Below are 16,643 nucleotides of genomic sequence, written 5' to 3' on the forward strand. Positions count from 1 at the left end.
AGGCCAGCATTTTGCCTCGGGCTTCCTTCAGATTCGCAGTCACCCGCGACACCCTTGCCTCTGGCTAACACTTCCCCTTGCCGGGTATGTAGAGGACTTTCACCTCCAAGTCACCAGCGCGGCCACCACAGCCAAACTGGTTGCGCTTACGCGCAACGCGCCATGCCTGGCGCACCAAAGAAAAACCCGGCCGAAGCCGGGTTTTTCCTAGCAGCTTAAGACCTGTTACTGGACTTCAGCTTCTACTTGAGCTTCAACACGACGGTTGATGGCACGGCCCGACTCGGTTGCGTTGTCGGCAACCGGCTGAGTTTCGCCATAACCAGCGGCGTTTACACGCTCACCTTCAACACCGTACTGGTTGACCAGAACTTCACGCACAGCGCTCGCACGCTTTTCGGACAGCTGCTGGTTGTAGGTATCAGTACCGACGGAGTCAGTGTGACCTTCAACAGTGGTGCTGGTCTGCGGGTACTGCTTCATGAAATCAGCCAGGTTCTTGATATCGCCATAGCTTTCTTCTTTGACTTGGGCCTTGTCGAAGTCGAACTTCACGTCCAGCTCAACGCGCACAACCTGGGCTGGCTCTTCAGCAACCGGAGCCGGCTCAGGCATTGGCTCTGGAGCGGCTTCTTCAACCTGGGCAACCGGCTCGCTGCCGCCACCGAAGTTCAAGCCGACACCAACGCCTGCCTGCCACTCGGTGTTCTCGGTGTCCAGGCTATGCAGGACATCGACACCGGCTTTGGCGAAGAACATTTCGGTGAAGTAGTACTTGGCACCGGCGCCGACCATTGCGAAGGTAGTCTTGTCATCGCCACGGGTGAAGGTGTTGTCCAGATCCTGATGGCCGAAACCAGCGGAAACGTATGGACGCAGGCTTTGCGCAGCAGGAGTACCGAAGTGGTACAGCGCTTCGACGGTGCTCAGGTGACCGTCAATTTGCTCGCGACCATGGGTGGAACCCGGCAGGGTGTCCTGGGAGCGAATGCTGCGGTACACGCCATGCGACAGGTTCAAGGAAACGTCATCGGTCAGGAAGTAACCGATGCTGCCACCGAACAGGTTGCCGTCGGTAACTTCGCGATTGCTTTCCATAAAGGCGCGCTTGCCGAAAACTTCCGCTTCAACAGCGCCTTGGCCTTGAGCCAGAACGCTAAAAGAAGAAGACGCCAGCACAGAGCTAATGACAACGCCTAAAGTGTTTTTAAATTTCATCCGTAAATCCCCATCTTGGTGGCCAGTAAGTTGTCTGACAAACAAGACAACCAAAGAGCAATTCTAACAGAATTACTCGGAGTGTTAGAGCCCTTGTATATATTTAAGTTTCAAGGCTGCCCGAAAATTTTTCGCGCAAGCGGTCGAGCGCGCGCTTATAGCGCATTTTAGTGGCACTCAGGCCCATGTGCATGATGTCGGCAATCTCTTGAAACTCCAGCTCTGCGACAAAACGTAGCACCAGAATTTCTCGGTCGATTGGATTGACATGCACCAGCCAACGGTCCAGACCACCACGGTCTTCAACTTTAGGCATCTTTTCTTCAGACGCCTCTTCCAATGGATCCAAGCTTAACGCATCCATCAGGCGACGCTTGCGCCGTTCTTTACGGTACTGGGTGATACATTCGTTATAGGTAATGCTGTACAGCCAGGTTTTAAACTTCGACTTGCCTTCGAAGTTCTTCAAACCATAAAGAACCTTGAGCATGACCTCTTGACAAACATCGTCGGCGTCGCGCTCGCTCCCCAAGTAACGTGCGCAGACGTTGAACAAGGTGCGCTGGTAACGACGCATCAGCTCTTCATAAGCGCGCGTAACGTGAAAAAGCTCGCCATGCGCGCGCGCAACGAGTTCCTCATCCGAGAGTTCGCGGGGGTCATAGCGCAAGGACATCGGTTGGGCTTTATTCAAAACGAGTCAGGCCGACAGTCGGGACGGAGGCTGCCAACGCCTAATGCATCAGGCGCTGGGTTGGCGGCATACATTAGCAGGAATGATGCGTTAGCGACTGCTCACCCGCTGCTCGAGCAGGGTGCGATTAGCCACCGAGACCAACTCGCCAGCATCGGTTAACAGAGTAGTCTTGACCGTGCCTATCTCCTCGATCTGCCCTTCGACCTCACCGATCTGGACTTGCTGCCCAACCTGGTACAACTCGCGCACATAAATCCCGGCCAGAATTTGCCCGGCGATTTCCCGGCTACCCAATCCGAGAGCCAGCGCTGCAGCCAGGCCTACCGAAATAAGTACGATGGCGATGACATTGTTCAGCAGGTCGGTCTTGACCTCCAGCTGACCGATAGCCACCGAGATGCTGATGATGATCACCAGACCTTGCGCAATACGCCCCAGGCCATGGGCATAATCCAGGCCGACACCTTCGGCTGCGCCGCGCACCAGCCCGCTGACCAACTGTGCCAGCAGCACGCCGGCCAGCAGGACCAAAGCGGCACCGAAGACCTTGGGCAGATACAGCGCGAGCACGTCAAGGGTTGCGGAAACCCGCTCCAGGCCAAGCGACTCAGCCGCCGACACCAGAAAAATCAACAGCACGAACCAATAGACGATCTTGCCGATCAAGGTCGAAACCGGCACCTGGATACCGCCACGGCCGAGCAGCTTGGTCAGCCCGGTGCCCGCCATCAAGCGATCCAGGCCGATCTTGCCGAGCAATTTGGACAGCAAGGTGTCGAGCAGCTTGGCCACGACGAAGCCGAGCAGCACCAGGATCAATGCCACGAACAGGTTCGGAATGAAGCCGGCCACCTTGGTCCAGAGCGCAGTCATCGCGGCTATCAGGCTTTGAGTCCAGGGATCGAGTTCCATTTCAGTCAGCCTTATCAGTAGAACGAGAGGAGTTAGTGGATCCTGCGCAGGCGTTGCGACGGGAGACCGGTGCAACATGGGGCGAGCCGCTGTTCAGGGCGATCATCAATGCACCGAGCCAATGGCCCATGAGCGCGAACAGGTCACCCGCGCCGACTTGGCGGTTGGCAGTCTTCAATACGCGGTGCAGACAAGCGTCGTCGTCGTGATTGGACGCGCCGGACTTGAGCATATCGCGCAGGGATTCTTCAAATGGATCGTGCATGACGCACCTCACAGGACGTCTCGGCTAGACGAGACCAACTCGGGGCAAGTCACATCAGGCCCAGCGCAAACGGCGTAGCAACCACCACTGAGCAAGGGCGACCACCAGCATGATCACGCAGGCGATAAGGAAACCATAGGCATTCTCGGCGCCTGGTATGCCGCCGACATTGATACCGAGCAGCCCCGTGAGGAAGCTCATCGGCAGAAACACCCCGGTAATGATGGCGAAGCGGTACATGATGCGGTTCATCCGCTGATCCATGCGCCGGTTTTCCGCCTCCAGCAGCAGGCTGACCCGCTCGCGACTGAGCTCCAGCTCTTCCAGGTAGCGGGTCAGGCGGTTATGCAGTTCGTTCCAATAGCCTGGGTCATCGGCGAGGAACCAGGGCTGCTGCTTGCGCGTCAGCTGCGCGTAAATTTCACTCTGTGGCGCGAGAAAGCGGCGCAGACCGGCAGCGCGCCGCCGCACTTGCAGCAGCTGTGCGTGATCCGGCACTGCGTGCTCATCGGCATCGACCAGCTCTTCCTGCTCGTCGACCCGCTCGGACAACTCGGCTACCAGGGCATCGACCTTGTCGGTCAGGTAGTCCGCGAGGATCAGGATCAGCTCCGACGAAGTTTTCGGCCCACGACCGGCGGCGAGGTCGGCGATCAGGTTCTCGGTCGCGCGCAATGGGCGCAGGCGCAAGGAAATAACCCGCCGCGCAGCGGCGAAGATGCGCACTGACACCATGTCCTCCGGCTCCGCGCCGGGGTTTAGATTGATTCCGCGGAGAAACAGCAGCAGCGCCTCATCCGGCAGAGTCAGCAGGCGCGGCCGGGTATTTTCCTCCAGCAGCAAATCGCAGGCGAATTCGCTCAAGCCGCTTTCGCGGCGCAGCCAACGCTGGGTCTGCGGGTGACTGCGATCCCAGTGCAGCCACAGACTTTCCTGCTCGGCCAGTTCGAAGTCGGCCAACTGCCCTTGGGCGATGGCGCGGGCACCGCCCGCGCCATCCAGGACAAAAGCATGCACCAGGCCCCATTGCGTGTTGTCTTGCTCGTGCATGCCGACTCCTGGCATTACTTATTCCGGCATTTTCAGGGCAGCGGGCGAAATGATGATGCCGTTGTTGTCGGCATACAGGTACTCGCCCGGGCGGAAAGTCACACCACCGAAGGTCACCGCCACATTGAGGTCGCCGATACCGCGCTTGTCGGTCTTCATCGGATGGCTGGCCAACGCCTGTATACCGAGGTCGGTCTGCGCCAGGACATCCACATCGCGCACGCAACCATAGATCACCAGGCCTTCCCAGCCATTCTTCGCGGCTTTTTCCGCGAGCATGTCGCCAAGCAGCGCGCGGCGCATGGAGGCACCGCCGTCGACCACCATCACCTTGCCCTTGCCTGGCTGCTCGACCTGCTCCTTGACCAGCGAGTTGTCTTCGAAGCACTTGATGGTGACGATCTCGCCACCGAAGGAATCGCGACCGCCGAAATTGCTGAACATCGGCTCGACGACCTGCACCAACTCCGGGTAGGCGTCACACAAATCTGGGGTGATGTAATGCATGGGAAAGCTCCTGGTTGACTGGACATTGAAAATCAGTTTTCACAGATCGATGCCGGCACGCTCAGCGCATACGTCTCAGGCAGTGGTACCAGGCCCGCGCAACGCAGCACCTGATTTATGACAGTGGCCCTGGGCAAGGGTGCCCTGGTGTGGACAGCAGGTTCTCCTGCGCAACGAGCCGCGCAACTGTGCCAGGCACGGAACACCACCGAACAACCACCTGGCAGCATATTAGCGGTATCACTGCTCAGGAGGAACGCCCTAGCCCCGCTCAAGCGCGGCCCTTTTCAACTCGCCGACACTATCCTGGGTCTTGCCCAGCCAACGCGCCACCAGCGGCCATACCTCGAGTTGCGCCTCTTTGCTAACCAGCATCTCGACATGACCGAAATCGCTGGCGAAACCGCTTTCCTTGCCCAGACAGAGAAACTCGCTGAGCGGTGAACCGAACTGCTCGAGCAACTTGCGGCAGGCCCACGGCGGATCCTGCCGGTCACCCGCTGCCGCTACCGACAATAGCGGAACCCGCACCTCGGCCAGACCCGCCCACCAATCGCGCTCGGTATCGCCAAAGCGACCAAACAGACCATGCCAGCGCAAGCTCTCCAATGCCAGGCCGATCGGCTCATCTTCCGGCCCGCGCTTGAGCCGGCTGCCGGACAATACGGAAAAACGCTTGAGCAGCACGCGTCCGCCCCACTCCACGGGCGGCACCTTCAGCGGCCAGTAGGTGCGACTGATCTGGCTGCCGAACAACGCCGCCGACGCGACTCGATCCTGGTCGAGGTAGTGCCCGCCCAGCGCTCCGGCAAGGGTGATACCACCCAGCGAATGGCCGATCCAATGGGCCGCTTGCGGATTCTGTTCATGAACGAAGTCGGCAATCGCCGGCAAGTCGTAGCGCACATAGTCGCTGACGCGGTTGTGCCGGTACCCCTTGTTGCGCAGCGACAGCCCATGCCCGCGCATTTCGGCGATCCACACATCGAAGCCGGCACGCGCCAGGTAAGGACCGAGACCGAGCCCCTTGGGCGAGTACCAGAAGCGTCGATTGGAAAAACTGCCGTGCAACAAGATCACCGGCACGCCGCGCGTACCTCGATCCCCCGCCAACCCCAAGCGGGTCAGGGCCAACTCGACGCTGGCGTCAGGGCTGTTGCCGGGCTTGAGGCGATAGACATCCTCGCTCAAGTCAAAACGAAATTCCGCGCTGATCAAGGCGACGGGGAAAAGCTCACTGCTGCTTTGCATCTTCTTCGCTCTGGTACAACAAATTGCCGGGAGCAGATTTTCACGTCGCTAGCGACGGCCCGAAGGGTGGCCGCCCGGGATGGCAGACCACAAAAACGCCAGGAGCGTTTTTGCGCGCAAGCCCCGGAGGGGTGAAGCACATGGATGTGCTGAACACAAAAAAGGGCAGGATTAACCTGCCCTTGAATTAAAGGTTAACGGTAAATCAGGCTGGCTGACCTTCCGCCAGGAAGAACCAGGTATCCAATACCGAATCCGGATTCAGCGACACGCTTTCGATGCCCTGCTCCATCAGCCAGCGCGCCAGATCCGGATGATCCGAAGGGCCCTGACCGCAGATGCCGATGTACTTGCCCGCCTTGTTACAGGCCTGGATGGCGTTGCTCAGCAGCTTCTTGACCGCCGGATTACGCTCATCGAACAGGTGCGCGACGATGCCGGAGTCGCGATCCAGGCCCAGGGTCAGCTGGGTCAGGTCGTTGGAACCAATCGAGAAGCCGTCGAAGAACTCGAGGAACTCTTCGGCCAGAATCGCGTTGGACGGCAGCTCGCACATCATGATGATGCGCAGCCCGTTCTCGCCGCGCTTGAGGCCATTGCTGGCCAGCAGGTCGATCACCTGACTGGCTTCGCCGAGGGTGCGCACGAAAGGCACCATGATCTCGACGTTGGTCAGGCCCATCTCATTGCGCACCTTCTTCATCGCCCGGCATTCCAGCTCGAAGCAATCGCGGAAGGATTCGCTGATGTAGCGCGAGGCGCCACGGAAGCCGAGCATCGGGTTTTCTTCTTCCGGCTCGTAGAGCTTGCCGCCGATCAGGTTGGCGTATTCGTTGGACTTGAAGTCGGACAGGCGCACGATGACCTTCTTCGGCCAGAAGGCCGCAGCCAGGGTGCTGATGCCTTCGACCAACTTCTCGACGTAGAAGCCGACCGGATCGTCGTAACCGGCGATGCGCTTCTCCACGCTGTCTTTGATTTCCGGCGGCAAGCCGGCGAAATTCAGCAGCGCCTTGGGGTGCACGCCAATCATGCGGTTGATGATGAATTCCAGGCGCGCCAGGCCCACACCGGCGTTCGGCAGCTGGGCGAAGTCGAAGGCGCGATCGGGGTTACCGACGTTCATCATGATCTTGAACGGCAGATCGGGCATGGCGTCGACCGAGTTCTTGCGGATGTCGAAACCCAGCTCGCCCTCGAAGATGAAACCGGTGTCGCCCTCGGCGCAGGATACGGTGACGCCCTGGCCGTCTTTCAACACATGGGTGGCATTGCCGCAACCGACAACTGCCGGGATTCCCAGCTCGCGCGCAATGATCGCCGCGTGGCAGGTGCGCCCGCCACGGTTGGTGACGATGGCGCTAGCGCGCTTCATGACCGGTTCCCAGTCCGGGTCGGTCATGTCGGAAACCAGTACGTCGCCGGCCTGCACCTTGTCCATTTCGGAGATGTCGTTGATCACCCGCACCTTGCCGGCGCCGATTTTCTGGCCAATGGCGCGGCCCTCGACCAGCACGGTGCCGGTTTCCTTGAGCAGGTAACGCTCCATCACATTGATATTGGTGCGGCTCTTCACCGTCTCCGGGCGGGCCTGGACGATATACAGCTTGCCGTCATCGCCGTCTTTGGCCCATTCGATGTCCATCGGTCGCTCGTAGTGCTTCTCGATGATCATGGCTTGCTTGGCCAGTTCGCTGACCTCGGCGTCGGTCAGGCAGAAACGCGCGCGCTCGGCGCGGTCGACATCGACCACCTTGACCGACTTACCGGCCTTGCCTTCGTCGCCGTAGACCATCTTGATCGCCTTGCTGCCCAGGTTGCGGCGCAGGATCGCCGGACGCCCGGCCTCGAGGGTCTGCTTGTGCACATAGAATTCGTCGGGGTTGACCGCCCCCTGCACCACGGTTTCGCCGAGGCCGTAGGCGCCGGTGATGAACACCACATCGCGAAAGCCCGACTCGGTGTCGAGGGTGAACATGACCCCGGCGGTGCCGGTTTCCGAACGCACCATGCGCTGCACGCCGGCAGACAGGGCCACCAGCTTGTGGTCGAAGCCCTGGTGCACGCGGTAGGAGATGGCGCGGTCGTTGAACAGCGAGGCGAACACTTCCTTGGCCGCACGGATCACGTTGTCCACGCCGCGAATGTTCAGGAAGGTTTCTTGCTGGCCGGCGAAGGAGGCATCCGGCAGGTCTTCCGCGGTGGCCGAAGAGCGCACGGCAACGGCCATATGCTCATTGCCGCCGGACATGCTGGCAAATGCCTTGCGGATCTCCGCATCGAGCTTTTCCGGGAAAGGCGCATCCATTACCCATTGGCGGATTTGCGCGCCGGTCTTGGCCAGAGCGTTGACGTCGTCAACGTCGAGGGCATCCAGCGCCGCATGGATCTGCGCATTCAGGCCGCTCTGCTCGAGAAAGTCGCGGTAGGCCTGGGCGGTAGTGGCGAAACCACCAGGGACCGATACACCGGCGCCGGCGAGGTTGCTGATCATCTCGCCCAGGGAGGCGTTCTTGCCCCCTACGTGCTCAACATCGTGATTGCCGAGCTTATCGAGGGAAACTACGTACTCTACCAAGGTGATCTCTCCACTAAGGTGTTGGAAAAGCTCAAGGGGCTGGGAAATTCGGCGGCGCATGTCCGCACGATTGTGGCCGGGCCCTGGAAAATAAGTAACAATGCAGCCACTTCCGGCCTGCAAAAACGGGCCCATGATAGCCAAGAATCGTCCTCAGCTTAAGGCCCAGGGTACAAATGAAACGAAGCGCATTTTTCATCTCCGACGGCACCGGCATCACGGCCGAAACCCTGGGTCAGAGCTTATTGGCGCAGTTCGAAACCATCAACTTCACCAAACTCACGCGACCGTACATCGACAGCGTGGAAAAAGCGCGCGCAATGGTACAACAAATCAACAGTGCTGCCGAGAAAGACGATGCGCGACCCATCATCTTCGACACCATAGTCAACCAGGAAATCCGCGAGGTTCTAGCCGAATCCGAAGGCTTCATGATTGACATTTTCTCGACCTTTCTTGCCCCTCTCGAGCAGGAATTAAGCTCGCATTCGTCCTACTCGGTCGGCAAGTCCCACTCCATCGGGCACAGCTCCAATTACATGGAGCGGATCGAGGCAGTGAACTTCGCCCTGGACAACGACGACGGCGCCCGCACGCACTATTACGACAAGGCCGACCTGATCCTGGTCGGCGTTTCCCGCTGCGGCAAAACACCCACTTGCCTGTATATGGCAATGCAATACGGAATTCGTGCCGCAAATTATCCATTGACCGAAGATGACATGGAGCGTCTGCAGCTGCCTGCCGTACTGAAAACGCACAGGGACAAGCTGTTCGGCCTGACTATCGACCCCGATCGCCTGACCGCCATTCGCCATGAACGCAAGCCCAACAGCCGCTACGCCAGTTTCGCCCAATGCGAGTTCGAGGTGCGCGAAGTGGAGAACCTGTTCCGTCGCGAAAACATCAACTTCATCAATTCCACCTATTTTTCCGTGGAAGAGATTTCCGCCAAAATCCTGGTGGAAAAAGGCGTTGAGCGCCGCCTGAAGTAGGCAGGGGGATACTGGTGCGGGGTTATCACCAGCATGGCCCGAGCCATCTTCCAGCCTGAAACCGCTTTACCCTGCTAGATCACGAACAAATCCATAAAACGCTGCACCGGCGTGGCTTCAAGCGCCGCCTGATCCTTGCACAGGGCGAAAATCTGCGCGCTGCGCTGAGCGCTGAAACGGGTTGCTAGGTTGGCCTTGAACTTGTCTTCCAGTAGCGGGATCCCCTCGGCGCGCCGCCGCCGGTGGCCGAGCGGATACTCGACCTCGACCTTCTCGGTGACGGTGCCATCCTTGAAAAATACCTGCACGGCGTTGGCGATCGAACGCCTGTCGGCTTCCAGGTACTCGCGGGTGTAGCGCGCGTCCTCGACGATTTCCATCTTCTCGCGCAGCTCGTCGATGATCGGGTTGGCGGCATGAAAACCGTCTTCATAGTGCTCGGCCACCAGGCTGCCGAAGGCCAGCGGCACGGCGGTCATGTACTGGATGCAGTGATCGCGATCGGCCGGGTTGGCCAGCTTGCCGACCTTGGAGATGATGCGGATCGCCGACTCATGGGTGCTGATGACGATCCTGTCGATCTGCTGCAGGCGATCCCTGACCTGTGGGTGCAGGGTCACTGCCGCTTCGCAGGCGGTCTGCGCATGGAACTCGGCCGGGAAGCTGATCTTGAACAGCACGTTTTCCATCACATAGCTGGCGAAACCCTGCGAAAAACTGAATTGGCGCGCCTCGACCGGCTTCAGCGCCAGGTCGTTGTTGCTGTGACTGAACAGCACGTCGTAGAAGCCCCACTGCGGCGCGCTCAGTGCGCCGGGGATGCCCATCTCGCCGCGCATGGCGATATCGGCCAGGCGCACACCGCGACTGCTGGCATCGCCCGCCGCCCAGGACTTGCGGCTGCCGGCGTTCGGCGCATGGCGGTAGGTACGCAGCGCCTGGCCATCGACGAAGACCTGGGAGATGGCCGACAGCAGTTGCTCGCGGTTGGCCCCCATCAGCTTGGCGCAGACCGCAGCCGAAGCCAGCTTGACCAGCAACACGTGATCCAGACCGACCCGGTTGAAGGAGTTTTCCAGGGCGAACACACCCTGGATCTCGTGAGCCATGATCATCGCGTCCAGAACCGCGCGCATGCTCAGCGGCGCTTCGCCCTGAGACACGCGCTGCTGCGACAGGTGGTCGGCTACGGCGAGAATGCCGCCGAGGTTGTCCGACGGATGGCCCCACTCGGCCGCCAGCCAGGTGTCGTTGTAGTCCAGCCAGCGCACGATGCAGCCGATGTCCCAGGCCGCCTTGACCGGATCCAGGCGGAAACTGGTGCCCGGCACGCGCGCACCGTGCGGTACCAAAGTGCCCTCGACGAGCGGGCCGAGGTGCTTGGTGCACTCGGGAAAGCGCAGCGCCAGCAAACCGCAACCAAGGGTGTCCATCAGGCAGTTGCGCGCAGTATTCAGGGCCTCGGCGGACTCGACCCGGTAGGTCAAGACATAGTCGGCGACGTCCTGGATCACCTGGTCATAGTCGGGGCGGACGTTCAGGTCGGCATTGGCGCTCATGCTTCGATCTCCCTGGACAGCAGGTTGATGGGGTTGGCCACGGCATCCTTTCGTGGCCTCGTATCCAGTGTAGGTGTAGGGGGGACGCCTAGTTCCATGCCCGCGAATCGCATGCCATGCATGCTCCTACAGGATGACTGCCGCTGGGGGCACCCGCCCTGCGACAGGAATGAAAGAGCCAGGGCCTGGCTCCCGGTTTTTTCATCTGGAGGTACGGCACACCTCAGAACGCATCGCCGGGTACGCGCACCCAGCCTTCCATCAGTATGCGGGCGCTGCGGCTCATGATCGCCTTGACCACCGTCCATTCGCCGTTGACCTGGCTGGCTTCTGCGCCAACCCGCAGGGTGCCCGAGGGGTGACCGAAGCGCACCGCGCTGCGCACACCGCCGCCAGCCGCCAGATTCACCAGGGTGCCCGGAATCGCCGCGGCGGTGCCGATGGCCACGGCTGCCGTGCCCATCATGGCGTGATGCAGCTTGCCCATGGACAACGCCCGCACCAGCAGGTCGACCTCGCCGGCGGTGATCGTCTTGCCGCTGGAGGCGACGTAGCCCTTGGGTCCCGCGACGAAGGCGATCTTCGGCGTGTGCTGACGCTTGGCCGCCTCTTCCGGCGTCTTGATCAGCCCCATGCGCAGGGCCCCGGCGATGCGGATCTGCTCGAACATCTCCAGTGCCTTGGCATCCGTGTTGATCGCCTCGCGCAGTTCGCTGCCGGTGTAGCCGATGTCCTCGGCATTGACGAACACGGTCGGGATACCGGCGTTGATCATGGTCGCCTTGAGCGTACCGCCCTTTACAACATCAGCGGGCACCTCGAGATCGTCGACCAGGTTGCCGGTGGGGAACATCGAGCCGCCCTCGCCCGCGTCATCGGAGGGATCGATGAATTCCAGCACGATCTCGGCCGCAGGAAAGGTCACGCCATCCAGCTCGAAATCACCGGTTTCCTGTACCTGGCCGTCGGTCACCGGGACATGGGCGATGATGGTTTTCTTGATGTTGGCCTGCCAGATGCGCACCACGCAGGTGCCGTTCTGCGGGACGCGCGACGGATCGATCAGTCCGGCGTGGATCGCAAACGCGCCAGCGGCGGTAGACAGGTTGCCGCAGTTGCCGGACCAATCGACGAAGGCCGAGTCGATCGAGACCTGGCCGTAGAGGTAGTCCACGTCATGCTCGGGCACGCTGCTCTTGGCCAGGATCACGCACTTGCTGGTACTGGAGGTGGCGCTGCCCATGCCGTCGATGTGCGCGGCATAGGGGTCCGGGCTGCCGATCACACGCATGAACAGCTTGTCGCGCGCCTCGCCCGCCACCTGGCAGCGCTCGGGCAGGTCCTGCAGGCGGAAAAACACGCCCTTGCTGGTGCCGCCACGGATATAGGTGGCGGGAATCTTGATCTGGGGCTGATGAGCCATGATTTTGTCCTGGCTGAGTGATGAAAGTAGCCCGTTGCTCATCGACCCGGGGCGGAGACCGCACCGGATCGATGAGCAGGACCAGGGAAAACCAGGCCTTATCAGGCCGTGGTCGACTCCAGGAAGTCCTGGGCGAAGCGCTGCAGCACGCCGCCGGCCTGGTAGACCGAGACTTCCTCGTCGCTGTCCAGGCGGCAGGTCATCGGCACTTCGACACGCTCGCCATTCCTGCGCTGGATGACCAGGGTCAGATCGGCACGCGGCTTCAGCTCGCCAACCACGTCGTAGGTTTCGCTGCCATCGATGCCCAGGGTCAGGCGGGTGGTGCCCGGCTTGAACTCCAGTGGCAGCACGCCCATGCCGAGCAGGTTGGTGCGGTGGATGCGCTCGAAGCCTTCGGCGGCGATGGCTTCCACGCCGGCCAGACGCACGCCCTTGGCCGCCCAGTCCCGCGAGGAACCCTGGCCGTAGTCGGCACCGGCAACGATGATCAGCGGTTGCTTGCGCTCCATGTAGGTCTCGATGGCTTCCCACATGCGGGTCACCTGGCCTTCCGGCTCGATGCGGGTCAGCGACCCCTTCTGCACCTGACCATCGACCACGGCCATCTCGTTGACCAGCTGTGGGTTGGCGAAGGTGGCGCGTTGCGCAGTCAAGTGGTCCCCCCTATGAGTCGCGTAGGAATTGAAGTCCTCTTCCGGCAGGCCCATCTTGTGCAAGTACTCGCCGGCGGCGCTGTCCAGCATGATGGCGTTGGACGGCGACAGGTGGTCGGTGGTGATGTTGTCCGGCAGCACGGCCAGCGGACGCATGCCCTTGAGCGTACGCTCGCCGGCCAGCGCGCCTTCCCAGTATGGCGGACGGCGGATGTAGGTGGACGTCGGCCGCCAGTCGTACAGCGGAGAGACCTTCGGACCGGAGTCTTCCTCGATGGCGAACATCGGAATGTAGACCTGGCGGAACTGCTCCGGTTTGACCGCAGCCTTGACCACCGCATCGATTTCCTCGTCGCTCGGCCAGATGTCCTTCAGGCGGATTTCCCTGCCATCGACCACCGCCAGCACATCCTTCTCGATATCGAAGCGCATGGTGCCGGCAATGGCATAGGCCACCACCAGCGGCGGCGAGGCCAGGAAGGCCTGCTTGGCATAGGGGTGGATACGCCCGTCGAAGTTGCGGTTGCCCGACAACACGGCGGTGGCGTACAGATCGCGCTCGATGATTTCCTGCTGAATCTTCGGGTCCAGCGCGCCGGACATGCCGTTGCAGGTGGTGCAGGCGAAGGCCACCACACCGAAGCCGAGCGCCTCCAGATCCTGGGTCAGACCCGCCTCGTCCAGATACATGGACACGGTCTTGGAGCCGGGCGCCAACGAGGACTTCACCCAGGGCTTGCGGGTCAGACCGAGCTGGTTGGCGTTGCGTGCCAGCAGGCCGGCGGCAATCACGTTGCGCGGGTTGCTGGTGTTGGTGCAGCTGGTGATGGCCGCGATGATCACGGCGCCATCCGGCATCAGGCCCTGCGCCTCTTCGGCACGCGCCTTGTCCAGATCGACGGCGATGCCGCGCGCCGCCAGGTCGGCGACCGGCAGGCGACGGTGCGGATTGCTCGGCCCTGCCAGGGTGCGCACGACGCTGGACAGGTCGAACTTGAGCACACGCTCATACTCGGCGTTGACCAGGCTGTCAGCCCACAGGCCGGTAGTCTTGGCATACAGCTCGACCAGCTTGACCTGCGCGTCGTCACGCCCGGTGAGCTTGAGGTAGTCGATGGTCTGCTGGTCGATGGCGAACATCGCCGCGGTGGCGCCGTATTCCGGCGCCATGTTGGAAATAGTCGCGCGGTCGCCCAGGGTCAGCGCGGCAGCGCCTTCACCGTAGAACTCAAGCCAGGCACCGACGACTTTTTCCTTGCGCAGGAACTCGGTCAGCGACAGCACCACGTCGGTGGCAGTAATGCCCGGCGCAGGCCGGCCGGACAGCTCCACACCGATGATGTCGGGCAGGCGCATCCAGGAAGCACGGCCGAGCATGACGTTCTCGGCTTCCAGGCCGCCAACGCCGATGGCGATCACGCCCAAGGCATCGACGTGAGGGGTGTGGCTGTCGGTACCGACACAGGTATCCGGGAAGGCCACACCATCACGGGTCTGGATCACCGGCGACATCTTCTCCAGGTTGATCTGGTGCATGATGCCGTTACCCGGCGGGATCACGTCGACGTTCTTGAACGCCTGCTTGGTCCAGTTGATGAAGTGGAAGCGGTCTTCGTTGCGACGATCCTCGATGGCGCGATTCTTCTCGAACGCCTGCGGATCAAAACCGCCGCACTCGACGGCCAGCGAGTGGTCGACGATCAGCTGCACCGGTACCACCGGGTTGACCTGGGCCGGGTCGCCACCCTGGTCGGCGATGGCGTCACGCAGGCCGGCCAGATCGACCAGCGCAGTCTGGCCGAGGATGTCATGACAGACCACGCGCGCCGGGTACCAGGGGAAATCCAGATCGCGCTTGCGCTCGATAAACTGGCTCAACGAGGCCGTCAGCATGGCCGGGTCGCAGCGCCGCACCAGGTTTTCCGCCAGCACGCGTGAGCTGTAGGGCAGCTTGTCGTAGGCTCCCGGCTGGATCGCATCGACCGCGGCACGGGTATCGAAGTAATCCAGCGCGGTGCCGGGCAGGGATTTGCGGTATTGGCTGTTCATCTTATTGGCGATCCTTGAGCGGCACGAACTTGAGGTCTTCGGGGCCGACGTAGTTGGCGCTCGGGCGAATGATCTTGCCGTCGATCCGCTGCTCGATGACATGGCTGGACCAGCCCGAGGTCCGGGCAATGACGAACAGCGGGGTGAACATGGCGGTCGGCACGCCCATCATGTGATAGCTGACCGCGCTGAACCAATCGAGGTTGGGGAACATCTTCTTGATCTCCCACATGGTCGATTCCAGACGCTCGGCGATGTCGAACATCTTGGTGTTGCCCTGCTCGGTGGAGAGTTCGCGGGCGACTTCCTTGATCACCTTGTTGCGCGGATCGCTCACGGTATAGACCGGGTGGCCGAAACCGATCACCACTTCCTTCTTCTCCACACGAGCGCGAATGTCGGCCTCGGCTTCGTCCGGATTGTCGTAGCGCTTCTGAATCTCGAAGGCGACCTCGTTGGCACCACCATGCTTGGGGCCACGCAGCGCGCCGATACCACCGGCAATGGCGGAGAACATGTCCGAACCGGTGCCGGCGATCACCCGCGAGGCAAAGGTGGAGGCATTGAATTCATGCTCGGCGTAGAGGATCAGCGAGCAGTGCATGGCCCGCACCCAGGACTCGCGCGGCGTCTCGCCATGCAGCAGATGGAGGAAGTGACCGCCGATGGAATCGTCGTCGGTTTCCACCTCGATGCGCTTGCCGTTGTGGCTGAAGTGGTACCAGTACAGCAGCATGGAACCCAGCGAGGCCATCAGCTTGTCGGCGATGTCGCGCGCACCGGGGTGATTATGATCGTCCTTCTCCGGCGCCAGGCAGCCGAGCACGGACACACCGGTACGCATCACATCCATCGGATGGGCGGACGGCGGAAGTTGCTCCAGGGCGGATTTCAGCGCCGCCGGCACGCCACGCAGGGACTTGAGCTTGGCCTTGTAACCCGCCAGCTCGGCGGCGTTGGGCAGCTTGCCGTGCACCAGCAGGTGAGCGATTTCCTCGAACTCGCAGGTGGTGGCGACATCGAGAATGTCATAGCCGCGGTAGTGCAGGTCATTACCGCTGCGACCGACGGTGCACAGCGCGGTGTTGCCGGCGGTGGTGCCGCTCAGGGCTACAGATTTCTTCGGCTTGAAGCCGGGGTTGCTGGTTTCTGGGGTTGAGCTCATCGCTTGTCTCTCCTCATCCGATCCGGTCGGGTAGTTCTTGTTATGCGCAGGCCGCTGCGGCCCGCGCTCCGGTTATTTCTTGGCGGCAAACAGCGCGTCGAGATGTTGTTCGAAGGCGTGGTAGTTGATGCGATCGTAGAGCTCCATGCGGGTCTGCATGGTGTCGATCACGTTCTTCTGGGTGCCGTCACAGCGCAGCGCGGTGTAGACGTTCTCGGCCGCCTTGTTCATGGCGCGGAAGGCCGACAGCGGATAGAGCACCAGGGACACGTCGACACTGGCCAGCTCCTCGGTGGTGTACAGCGGCGTGGCGCCAAA

Annotated in this window: 13 protein-coding genes and 1 pseudogene; 1 reads left to right on the plus strand and 13 read right to left on the minus strand. The window is 61.4% G+C overall.

Annotation, left to right across the window (positions count from 1 at the left end; all coding sequences use genetic code 11):
* Nucleotides 1–225: 225 nt before the first annotated feature.
* From G9C89_RS24370 to ppsA, 8 genes are all read right to left on the minus strand, one after another.
* Complete coding sequence (locus tag G9C89_RS24370; protein WP_172153228.1) at nt 226–1,218, minus strand: OmpA family protein; 993 nt, start codon at nt 1,216–1,218, stop codon at nt 226–228.
* 103 nt (nt 1,219–1,321) lie between these two features.
* Nucleotides 1,322–1,912 carry an RNA polymerase sigma factor SigX gene (gene sigX / locus G9C89_RS24375; protein WP_172153230.1) on the minus strand — a complete coding sequence of 197 codons (591 nt, stop codon included), beginning with the start codon at nt 1,910–1,912 and terminating at the stop codon, nt 1,322–1,324.
* A 90-nt stretch (nt 1,913–2,002) separates the two neighbouring features.
* Nucleotides 2,003–2,827, minus strand: a complete 825-nt coding sequence (locus G9C89_RS24380) for a mechanosensitive ion channel family protein (RefSeq protein WP_172153232.1) — start codon at nt 2,825–2,827, stop codon at nt 2,003–2,005.
* A gap of 1 nt (nt 2,828) precedes the next feature.
* On the minus strand, nt 2,829–3,092 hold the full coding sequence (locus tag G9C89_RS24385; protein WP_172153234.1) for a CrfX protein: 264 nt from the start codon (nt 3,090–3,092) through the stop codon (nt 2,829–2,831).
* Nucleotides 3,093–3,146: 54 nt separating this feature from the next.
* On the minus strand, nt 3,147–4,142 hold the full coding sequence (locus G9C89_RS24390) for a zinc transporter ZntB (protein ID WP_172153236.1): 996 nt from the start codon (nt 4,140–4,142) through the stop codon (nt 3,147–3,149).
* 18 nt (nt 4,143–4,160) lie between these two features.
* Nucleotides 4,161–4,649, minus strand: a complete 489-nt coding sequence (gene rraA / locus G9C89_RS24395) for a ribonuclease E activity regulator RraA (protein ID WP_172153238.1) — start codon at nt 4,647–4,649, stop codon at nt 4,161–4,163.
* Between the two features lie 261 nt (nt 4,650–4,910).
* The gene (locus G9C89_RS24400; protein ID WP_172153240.1) at nt 4,911–5,900 is read right to left on the minus strand and encodes an alpha/beta fold hydrolase; all 990 of its coding nucleotides are present in this window, start codon (nt 5,898–5,900) and stop codon (nt 4,911–4,913) included.
* A gap of 205 nt (nt 5,901–6,105) precedes the next feature.
* Nucleotides 6,106–8,478, minus strand: a complete 2,373-nt coding sequence (gene ppsA / locus G9C89_RS24405) for a phosphoenolpyruvate synthase (RefSeq protein ID WP_172153242.1) — start codon at nt 8,476–8,478, stop codon at nt 6,106–6,108.
* A gap of 176 nt (nt 8,479–8,654) precedes the next feature.
* Between ppsA and ppsR the strand changes: the two genes are divergently transcribed.
* Nucleotides 8,655–9,473, plus strand: coding sequence for a posphoenolpyruvate synthetase regulatory kinase/phosphorylase PpsR (gene ppsR, locus G9C89_RS24410; protein WP_172153244.1), 819 nt, complete (start codon nt 8,655–8,657; stop codon nt 9,471–9,473).
* A 74-nt stretch (nt 9,474–9,547) separates the two neighbouring features.
* Here ppsR and prpD read toward each other — a convergent pair whose 3' ends face one another.
* The 5 genes and pseudogenes from prpD to prpB form a co-directional block, all read right to left on the minus strand.
* Entirely contained in the window at nt 9,548–11,032 is a 1,485-nt protein-coding gene (gene prpD / locus G9C89_RS24415) for a 2-methylcitrate dehydratase (RefSeq protein ID WP_172153246.1), read from the minus strand.
* Between the two features lie 223 nt (nt 11,033–11,255).
* Nucleotides 11,256–12,455: a 2-methylaconitate cis-trans isomerase PrpF gene (gene prpF, locus G9C89_RS24420; RefSeq protein ID WP_172153248.1), complete on the minus strand. Its 1,200-nt coding sequence runs from the start codon at nt 12,453–12,455 to the stop codon at nt 11,256–11,258.
* A 101-nt stretch (nt 12,456–12,556) separates the two neighbouring features.
* Nucleotides 12,557–15,160, minus strand: coding sequence for a Fe/S-dependent 2-methylisocitrate dehydratase AcnD (acnD, locus tag G9C89_RS24425; RefSeq protein WP_172153250.1), 2,604 nt, complete (start codon nt 15,158–15,160; stop codon nt 12,557–12,559).
* 1 nt (nt 15,161) lies between these two features.
* Entirely contained in the window at nt 15,162–16,325 is a 1,164-nt protein-coding gene (gene prpC / locus G9C89_RS24430) for a bifunctional 2-methylcitrate synthase/citrate synthase (RefSeq protein WP_172153251.1), read from the minus strand.
* Nucleotides 16,326–16,397: 72 nt separating this feature from the next.
* A pseudogene (gene prpB, locus G9C89_RS24435) lies at nt 16,398–16,643 on the minus strand (methylisocitrate lyase); the annotation flags it as partial.

It is taken from the genome of Pseudomonas tumuqii, assembly GCF_013184545.1.
GTDB classification, from domain to species: domain Bacteria; phylum Pseudomonadota; class Gammaproteobacteria; order Pseudomonadales; family Pseudomonadaceae; genus Aquipseudomonas; species Aquipseudomonas tumuqii.